Origin of the sequence: Halalkalicoccus sp. NIPERK01, from assembly GCF_030287405.1 — an archaeon.
Taxonomy (GTDB): domain Archaea; phylum Halobacteriota; class Halobacteria; order Halobacteriales; family Halalkalicoccaceae; genus Halalkalicoccus.
In genome coordinates this window covers 1-230 of the sequence record NZ_JASVVV010000079.1, presented here as the reverse complement: position 1 = coordinate 230, position 230 = coordinate 1, and the positions used below count along the sequence as shown (strand labels likewise).

The window sequence follows — 230 nt, the reverse complement described above, 5'->3', positions numbered from 1 at the left end:
CTGAGCTTCATCTTCGACCGGAAGGTCTGGTCGGACCAGCAGCTCGAGCGGGCGTCGGGCCTCGAATGCCTCGCGCATTTCTCGATCCGCCGGATCCGGGACGACCTGCGCCGCTACAGCACGGCGGTCACGCATCCCGAATCCGAGTTCGCCCGGGTGCTGAAGACCCTCTGGATCAAGCTGTCCTCCACCTCGGTGGGGGCCGGGGAGATGGCCATCGCCTTCGTCGC

At 67.0% G+C, this 230-nt stretch carries 1 protein-coding gene; it reads left to right on the top strand.

Annotation, left to right across the window (positions count from 1 at the left end; all coding sequences use genetic code 11):
* Positions 1–230, top strand: a 230-nt coding sequence (locus tag QRT08_RS18610) for a hypothetical protein (RefSeq protein ID WP_286047487.1), incomplete at both ends; no start/stop codon positions are given.